This is a genomic window from Kitasatospora sp. NPDC048296, from assembly GCF_043201815.1.
GTDB lineage: Bacteria > Actinomycetota > Actinomycetes > Streptomycetales > Streptomycetaceae > Kitasatospora.
The window spans coordinates 40,466-48,298 of sequence record NZ_JBICZB010000063.1 but is presented as its reverse complement, the minus strand read 5'-3'; the positions used below and the strand labels follow the sequence as shown (position 1 = coordinate 48,298).

9 protein-coding genes (1 of these 9 running past the window's edge) are annotated in these 7,833 nt (G+C 73.7%); 8 read left to right on the top strand and 1 reads right to left on the bottom strand.

Annotated features, from left to right (window positions below; genetic code table 11):
• Positions 1 to 265: 265 nt before the first annotated feature.
• From ACGF12_RS29410 to ACGF12_RS29380, 7 genes are all read left to right on the top strand, one after another.
• Positions 266 to 637 carry a hypothetical protein gene (locus ACGF12_RS29410; RefSeq protein ID WP_393036446.1) on the top strand — a complete coding sequence of 124 codons (372 nt, stop codon included), beginning with the start codon at positions 266 to 268 and terminating at the stop codon, positions 635 to 637.
• The gene (locus ACGF12_RS29405; RefSeq protein ID WP_393036443.1) at positions 634 to 1,101 is read left to right on the top strand and encodes a hypothetical protein; all 468 of its coding nucleotides are present in this window, start codon (positions 634 to 636) and stop codon (positions 1,099 to 1,101) included. Before ACGF12_RS29410 ends, ACGF12_RS29405 begins: the two co-directional genes overlap by 4 nt.
• Before the next feature lie 163 nt (positions 1,102 to 1,264).
• Positions 1,265 to 2,059 carry an ABC transporter ATP-binding protein gene (locus ACGF12_RS29400; RefSeq protein ID WP_393036440.1) on the top strand — a complete coding sequence of 265 codons (795 nt, stop codon included), beginning with the start codon at positions 1,265 to 1,267 and terminating at the stop codon, positions 2,057 to 2,059.
• Positions 2,044 to 3,957, top strand: a complete 1,914-nt coding sequence (locus tag ACGF12_RS29395) for a hypothetical protein (RefSeq protein WP_393036437.1) — start codon at positions 2,044 to 2,046, stop codon at positions 3,955 to 3,957. The genes ACGF12_RS29400 and ACGF12_RS29395 overlap by 16 nt, the downstream gene beginning before the upstream one ends.
• Before the next feature lie 29 nt (positions 3,958 to 3,986).
• Complete coding sequence (locus ACGF12_RS29390) at positions 3,987 to 5,285, top strand: sensor histidine kinase (RefSeq protein WP_393036434.1); 1,299 nt, start codon at positions 3,987 to 3,989, stop codon at positions 5,283 to 5,285.
• Positions 5,249 to 5,905, top strand: coding sequence for a LuxR C-terminal-related transcriptional regulator (locus tag ACGF12_RS29385; protein WP_393036431.1), 657 nt, complete (start codon positions 5,249 to 5,251; stop codon positions 5,903 to 5,905). The genes ACGF12_RS29390 and ACGF12_RS29385 overlap by 37 nt, the downstream gene beginning before the upstream one ends.
• A 140-nt stretch (positions 5,906 to 6,045) precedes the next feature.
• The gene (locus tag ACGF12_RS29380) at positions 6,046 to 6,456 is read left to right on the top strand and encodes an ArsR/SmtB family transcription factor (protein ID WP_387625948.1); all 411 of its coding nucleotides are present in this window, start codon (positions 6,046 to 6,048) and stop codon (positions 6,454 to 6,456) included.
• A gap of 18 nt (positions 6,457 to 6,474) precedes the next feature.
• On the opposite strand, the gene ACGF12_RS29375 is transcribed toward ACGF12_RS29380, so the two are convergent.
• Positions 6,475 to 6,711 carry a hypothetical protein gene (locus ACGF12_RS29375; RefSeq protein WP_393036427.1) on the bottom strand — a complete coding sequence of 79 codons (237 nt, stop codon included), beginning with the start codon at positions 6,709 to 6,711 and terminating at the stop codon, positions 6,475 to 6,477.
• A 129-nt stretch (positions 6,712 to 6,840) separates the two neighbouring features.
• On the opposite strand from ACGF12_RS29375, the gene ACGF12_RS29370 reads away from it, so the two are divergent.
• Positions 6,841 to 7,833, top strand: the 5' portion of a protein-coding gene (locus ACGF12_RS29370) for an IS200/IS605 family accessory protein TnpB-related protein (protein WP_393036455.1). It continues 774 nt past the right edge of the window; only the first 993 of its 1,767 coding nucleotides appear in the window; the start codon lies at positions 6,841 to 6,843; its stop codon lies off the right edge, out of view.

The following is a 7,833-nucleotide window of genomic DNA, read 5'->3' as shown; positions in this document are numbered from 1 at the left end:
GCCACCGCCCAGAACTACACCCTCCATACCGAGGTCAAGATCATGGAAGACGGGCTTGCAACTCGCCCACGACGCTAAACGCAGCGGCGTTGCCGGGGCGACCAGCTGGAGATCTACAACCCCTGGGGCTACACCGTCTGGGTCAGCGAGGACGACTTCATCCACAACCACCTGGGGGGCGCCACCCAGGGGGACGAGCTCCCCATCGCCGACAGCATCCGCATGCCCAAGTGAGGCCTGAGAGTTGAGCACCCACCACCAACCCATGAGCGACGACCGGCTGGCCGAGATGGACATCGAGGTCCTGCTGCGCTTCGGGCTGCCGGCCGACGGCGTGGTCCGCTCCGTGCTGTTCGGCGACGGCGCGGTCGCCGCCGCGATCACCGCCGACCGGCTCGGCGTGCTGCCGCGCGCCGTGGTCTTCCTCGGCGAGGTGGTCCGCTCCGGCGGCACCGGGTTCGCGGCCGAACTGCCCGAACCTCTGCCGGGCCCGGCGGCCGCGCCGGCCCGGGGCTGGCTGGCGGCGGCCGCCACGGTCGTGCGGGACCCGGCGGGGGACCAGCTGGTCGCCCGCTGGCTCGACGCCGTCGCCGCCGTACTGGCACTGCGCGTAACCAACCGGGAGTCGAACTCTTGAAGAAGAAGTGGCAGCGGATCCTCCTCGTCGCGGTCGTCCTGCTGGCCGTCGCGGGTGCGGCGGGCGCGGTGGCGATCCACCGGATGACCACCGGCAAGCTCGACCACGGCACGGTGTTCACCGCGACCTCGGGTGAACTCCTCGTCAAGCCGGGCCAGTTGTTCTCGGTCGAGGTGAGCGCCCACCGGAATTGGGGCGACATCTGGAGTGTGGCCGGCCCGGCCCCCGACTCCGCGGTGGTGCAGACCGTCGGCGACGAGTACGTCCAGAGCTTTGGGCTGGACAGTCTGGGCGGTGCGAACGGCTCGGACTCCGGCGGCCACTACTACTTCGTCTTCCGGGCCGCCCCGAACCCCGGCCGGACCACCGTCACCCTCCACGTGGACTACCGCGACCACGCGGGCATGACGTTCTCCGGCGGCCCGGAGCGGACCAGGCGCGAGTTCACCGTCAACGTCGGCTGAGCCGTCACCCGTTGGGGGTGGGTCCAGGCCCACCCCCAATCGGGGGCTCAGCCGTATTCTGCGGCCCGTTCGCCCTTCCTAGTGTTGATCACGAGCCGCCCGGAGCCCGGGCGGCCGTGGGAGACGCCGGGAGGACCAGGTGCGGGGCAAGGAGCGGGGAGCGGTGCACGGGGGGCGGGAGCCCCGGCCGGCGACGGACGGCAGCGCCCCGGCGCTGCGGCTGGCCGGCCTGCGCAAGCGGTTCGGCGCGCACACCGCCGTGGACGGCGTCGACCTGGTCGTGCCGAGCGGTTCGTTCTACGGGCTGGTCGGCCCCAACGGCGCCGGCAAGACCACCGCCCTGTCGGTGGCCGTCGGCCTGCTGCGGCCGGACGCCGGGAGCTCGGAGATCTTCGGGGTCGACGTGTGGAGCGACCCGGTGCGCGCCAAGGCCCTGGTCGGGGTGCTGCCGGACGGCATGATGCTGCCCGAGCGGCTGACCGGCCGTGAAGTTCTGCACTACCTGGGCCGGTTGCGCGGCCTGCCGGCCGCCACCGTGGACGCCCGGGCCGAGGAGCTGCTGGCCGTCCTGGAACTGGACGGGGCCGAGCACACCCCGGTGATCGACTACTCCACCGGGATGCGCAAGAAGATCGGCCTGGCCACCGCCCTGCTGCACGCCCCCCGACTGCTGGTGCTGGACGAGCCCTTCGAGGCCGTCGACCCGGTGTCCGCCGCGACCATCCGGGTCATCCTCCAGCGCTTCACCGCCTCCGGCGGCTCGGTGGTGCTCTCCAGTCACGTGATGGCCCTGGTCGAGCAGCTCTGCGACCACGTCGGCGTGATCGCCGGCGGCCGGGTGCTGGCGGCCGGCCCGGTCGACGGGGTCCGCGCCGGGCGGGGCCTGGAGGACGTCTTCGTCGAGCTGGTCGGCGCCCGTACCGGTGGGAAGGAGGGACTGTCGTGGTTGGCGTCCTGATCGGGATGAAGCTGGCCGTCCTGCGACGGTCGATGTCCGGCCCCCGGGCCGCGAGCCTGATCACCGGGGGCGTGTGCGGCGCGCTGGCGGCGGTCGGCACGGCGCTGCTGGGCCTGGTGGACTTCCCCGCCCCCGAGGCCGGGGTCGGCACGATCGCCCTGGTGCTGCTGGTGTGGACCGTGGGCTGGGCGGTCGGCCCGACTCTCACCGGCGGCGACCCGACCCTGCGGCTCTCCTACTTCACCCTGGTGCCGCAGCGCCCGAGCAGGCTCGCCCTCGGCCTGCTGGGCGCCTCGTTCGTCGGCATCACCCCGGTGGTCGGCCTGATCGCCTTCACGGTGCTGATCGTCTTCGGCGCCGGGCTGGGACTGCTGCCCGCCCTGGTCGCCGTCCCCGCCGCGCTGCTCCAACTGCTGTTCGTGGTGGTGCTCGCCAAGCTGAGCCTGCAGGGCCTCGGCAGCGTCGCCCGCTCGCGACTCGGCTGGGAGCTGTCCGCGCTGCTGGTCGGCCTGGTCTGCGGCTTCCTCAACACCGGCTGGTTCGGCATCGGCTTCTTCGTCAGGCTGCTCGGCGGCCACTGGGCCGCCACCGTCGGCACGGTCGTGCGCGCGCTGCCCTCCGGCTGGGCGGCCGTCGCCGTGGACGCCGCCCGGCGCTCCGACTGGGCCCTGGCCGGCGCCTGCCTCGGCGGACTGCTCGCCCTCTGCACGCTGCTCTTCGCCGCCTGGACCGCCCTGCTCTCCCGGCAGCTGGTGCGCGGCACGGTCGGCGGCGGCCGGGCCACCGCCCGCCGGGGCGCCCGGCTGCGGGCCCTCCCGGACAGCCCCGGGGGCGCCGTCCTCGGCAAGGAGCTGCGCCTGTGGGCGCGCGACCCGCGCCGCGCCCGCTTCCTGCGGATCGCACTGTGGACCGCCCTGTTCACCGGCCTGCTCCCGCTGCTCGGCGGATTCCCCACCGTGCTGCCGTGGACGGGTGTCGTCCTCGCGCTGTACGCCGGCGCGCTCGGCTGCAGCCTGTACGGCCTGGACGCCGGCGCGCTCTGGCTGACCCTGGTCGTCCCCGGCGCCGAGCGGATCGACGTCCGGGCCCGGCAGCTGGCCTGGCTGCTGGTGGTCGGCCCGGCCGCCCTGCTGCTCACCGTGGCCGCGACCCTCGCCGTCCCGAACGGCTGGGCCTGGCCCTGGCTGCTCGCCACCCTGCCCGCCGTCCTCGGCGCCGGAGCGGGCCTGGCACCGCTGATGTCCCTGCTCGGCCCGGCGCCGTTCCCCGACCGGCCCGGCGGCAACCCGCTGGACGGCTTCAGCGACGAGAGCGGCGACCAGGTCCGGATGCAGAGCCTGGCCGTGCTGCTGCTCCAGCTGTTCGCCGCGCTGCCGGCGGCCGGCGTCGTGCTGGCCGGCACCCTGCTGCACAGCGCACCGCTGCGCTGGGCGGGGGTGGCGGTCGGGCTGGGCACCGGACTGCTGTACGCCTGGTGGATGGGCCGGGAAGCCCGGCGTCGGCTGGAGACCCGCGGGCCGGAGCTGCTCGACGTGATGCGCAAGGGCGTGCGGCGGGTGACGGAGACGGCCCGGCCGCAGGAGGAGCAGGACCTGCTGGACGGCCTCTCCCACCGCCGCACGGCGACCGCCGGACTGCTGGTGACGGCCGGTGTGCTGAGCACCGCCCCGCAGGGCGGGGTGGCGATGGGGATGACCCTGTTCGCGCCGACGAACCGGAGCTGGTTCCTGGCCCTGTATCTGCCCCCGGACTGGCAGCTGCCGGTGGAGGCGGGCTTCATCCTGCTGGGCACGGCCTGTTTCTACGGGGTGTACCGGCTGATCCGCGCCAAGCACGCGGCCGCCCAGACCGTGACCTGTTCCGCCGCCGTCCAGGACGCGGCCCGGCTGCCATCATGATCACCCGAACCCGAGATGCCGGAGGACCCGTGACGACCCCGCAGATCCGAGCCGCCCAGGCGCTGCGCACGGCCGCGCGGGCGCTCGGGCGCCTCGCCGTCCTGACCCTGCTGATACCCGTCGGGGCCGTGCTCTGCGTGCTGTACCTGGCGTCCTTCCTGCTCTGGGGCTGCCTCGGGATGTTCCCGCTCTTCCCGCCCGCCACCAAGGTGGTGCGCGCCGCCGCCGGCGCCGCCCGCTGGGCGTCCGGCCACTGGTCGCAGGTGCCCGTACCGGTGCCGTACCAGTCGCAGCCCGCGCTGGAACGCACCCTGCACGGCTGGTTCTGGACCGGCCACGACTACCACAAGAGCCGCTGGTTCGCGGGCATGTCACGCACCCTGCGCTGGCTCTGGAACGACCCGGCGACCTGGCGCGACGCCCTCTGGGCGATCTCCGACCCGCTGGTCGGCGGGGCCGTCGCCGCCACGCCCGTCCTGCTGGTCACCGCCGGCCTGTACGGGCTCGGCCAGTCCCTCGTGCCGTACGACCTGCCGCTCGGCGGCCTGCTCGCCCTCCTCCTCGGCCCGGTCCTGATCGCCGGCGGCCTCGCCCTCGCCCGGCCCGCACTGCGCCTGCACGGCCTCTGGACCCGCTCCGTGCTCGGCCCCACCGAACGCAGCCGGCTGGCCCAGCGGGTCGAGCAGCTCACCGAGATCCGGCTCGACGCCACCGAGGCCCAGGCCGCCGAACTGCGCCGAATAGAGCGGGACCTGCACGACGGTGCCCAGGCCCGACTGGTCGCGGTGAGCCTGCGGCTGGGTGCGGTGGCGGCGCTGATCGACCGCGACCCGGAGAGCGCCAAGCGGGTGGTGACGGACGCCCAGGAGAACGTCACCCAGGCCCTGCAGGAACTGCGCGACCTGGTCCGCGGCATCCACCCGCCGGTGCTCGCCGAACGCGGACTGGCCGAGGGCGTACGGGCGTTGGCGCTGGACGTGCCGCTGAAGGTCGAGGTCCGGACCGAACTGCCGGGCCGGGCCGAGGCCCCGGTGGAGTCGGCGGTCTACTTCGCCGTCAGCGAGGCGCTCACCAACGCCGTCAAGCACGGCGATGCCCGCCACGCCGCGGTGGAACTCACGCACGCCGCAGGGCTGTTGCGGGCCGAGGTGACCGACGACGGCCAGGGCGGGGCCGACCCCGGCAAGGGCAGTGGCCTGCGGGGCATCCAGCGCAGGCTGGCGGTCTTCGACGGTACGCTCACGGTGACCAGCCCCCCGGGGGGCCCGACCAGGCTGATCATGGAGCTACCGTGCGCGTTGTCCTCGCCGAGGACCTCGTCCTCCTGAGGGACGGACTGGAACTGCTGCTGCGCGCCCACGGGCACGACATCGTCGCGGCGGTGGAGAGCGGCCCCGAACTGGCCGCCGCCCTCGCCGAACACCGCCCGGACATCGCCGTGGTCGACGTCCGACTGCCCCCGACCCACACCGACGAGGGCCTCCAGGTCGCGCTGGCGGCCCGCCGCGAACAGCCCGGCCTGCCGGTCCTGGTCCTCTCCCAGCACGTCGAGCAGCTCTACGCCCGCGAACTGGTCGCCGACGGCGCCGGCGGCGTCGGCTACCTCCTCAAGGATCGCGTCTCCAAGGCCGACCAGTTCGTCGACGCCGTCCACACCGTCGCCGCCGGCGGCACGGTCATGGACCCCCAGGTCATCACCCGCCTCCTCGCCCGCAACGCCTACGACGAGCCGCTCGCCATGCTCACCGCGCGGGAGCGGGACGTCCTGGCGATGATGGCCGAGGGCCGCTCCAACGCGGCGATCGCCCAGCGCCTGCACTTCAGCGAGGGCGCGGTCAGCAAGCACACCTCCAACATCTTCGCGAAGCTGGGGCTCGGGGCGTCGGACGACGACAACCGGCGGGTGCTGGCGGTGCTGGCGTACCTGAACGGGACGCGTGGGGCCTGAGGGCGGGGGAGGGCCGACGGCGAACAGATGACAGGTTTCGAAATCTGTCATCTGTTCGCCGTCATCTGTTATCCGTCACCCGCCATCCGTGATCTGTTGCCGGGCCAGGGTGGGCGGGCGTCCGTCGGTACGATCCATGCATGGGTGGTGCTGAGGAAGAGGCCTGGGATACCGACGCGGCCGAGCGGGCGGTGGCCGTGCTGAAGGCGGTGGCCGATCCGTCGCGGTACCGGCTGCTGTGGGCGTTGAGCCGTCGCGAGCTGCCGGTCAGCGAGCTCGCCGAACTGCTGGGCGCCCATGTCGCGGCCACCTCGCAGCACCTGGCGAAGCTGCGGGCGGCAGGCCTGGTGGTGGCCCGCCGGGAGGGCACCCGGATCTTCTACCGCGCCACCGAGGTGCGCGGCCTGCTCACCGAGGCCGCCGTGATCGCCAACGACCTGCCGGCCCGCGGCGGCGACGGCGGCGACGGCGGTGCGACCCCGGCCGCCGCGCCGGCCGAGCAGCCCTTCGCCCGGGCCGTCCGGGCGGTCCGCCGCCGCCCCGCGACCTGAGGCCTGTCCGACGAAGCACTACGAGGACTGCTCCTCGCCGTCCCCGTCGCGGATGGCCTGGGCGCGGCGGAACAGTGCGTCGGTCTCCTCGGCGAGCACCCCGCCCAGCAGCAGCTGCGGGCGGTAGAAGGACTTGGCGGCGTCGGCCACGGCGGTGGCGGACAGGTCGATCTGGTCCAGGCCGGTGGGACGCAGTCCTTCGATCGACGTCCCCCACACGACCCGCCCGATCCCGGCCCTTGCACAGGCGCTCATGAGTGAGTTTGTCGGCTTCTGCTGAAGTGTTGTCAAGATGCTTTCGGTTAGACCTTTTCGGGCCGTTGATGCTGTTGCGTATGCCACCATGTGCGTGGTCGAAGGAATCACTGGGGGAAGGGGGTCGGACTGGCTGTGTTGCGGCAGATCGCTCGGCCGTTCGTCGCCGACCCCACGTCGGGTGTGTGCATACGGGACCGACTCAAGGGCCTCACCGCCGAGGACGACGCGATGTTGCGTCTGCTGGGCGGGCACCTCGGGTCTCTCGCCTCGCGGGATCTGGCCCGGCGTGTCGCCGACGGCCTGGAGCACTCCACCGGGACGTGGGCGGCCCGTAAGCGGGGCCTCACGCCGCTGTCGTCGTCGCGCTGGGCCGGGTCCGTCACGAAGGCCACGCACGATCAGTGGGGTTTGTCTCGCCGCGCGCAGTGGCAGCACCTCCAGGGGTTGGAGGCGGGGATCGCCATGATTCGTTACCGCCTCGCGCTGCCGCTCGGTGAGAAAGGCGCCAAAGGGCAGCCCGGCGGCTACCGGTCGCGGCGGGAGTGGCACGCCAAGTCGCGGCGCCTGGCGCATTTGGAGCGTGAGCACGAGCGGGTGAGGGCCGAGCGCGAGGCGGGCCGGGTGTCGGTGGTGCGCGGCGGACGAAAGCTCCTCAACAACCGGCACAACCTCCAGGCAACTGGCCAGAACGTCGAGCAGTGGCGCGCCCGGTGGCAGGCCGCCCGCTGGTTCCTCACGGCCGACGGGGAGTCGGGCAAGCGCTACGGGAACGAGACTATCCGGGTCACCCCCGACGGTCGGATCGGCATCAGGCTGCCGGCACCGCTCGCACATCTCGCCAACGCCCCGCACGGCCGGTACGTCCTGGCCTCCACGGTGTCGTTCCCGCACCGGGGCGAGGAATGGCGCGACCGCGTCGAGGCGAACCGGGCGGTGGCCTACCGCATCCACCTCGACGTCGAGCGCGGGCGCTGGTACCTGGGCGCGAGCTGGCAGCGCAAAGATCTGCCCGTCGTGCCGCTGGAAACCCTGCGGTGGGGGGGGGGGGGGGGGGGGGGGGGGGGAGCCGCCCCCCCCCCCCCCCCGGCCCCCCCCCCCCCCCCCCCCCCCCCCCCCCCG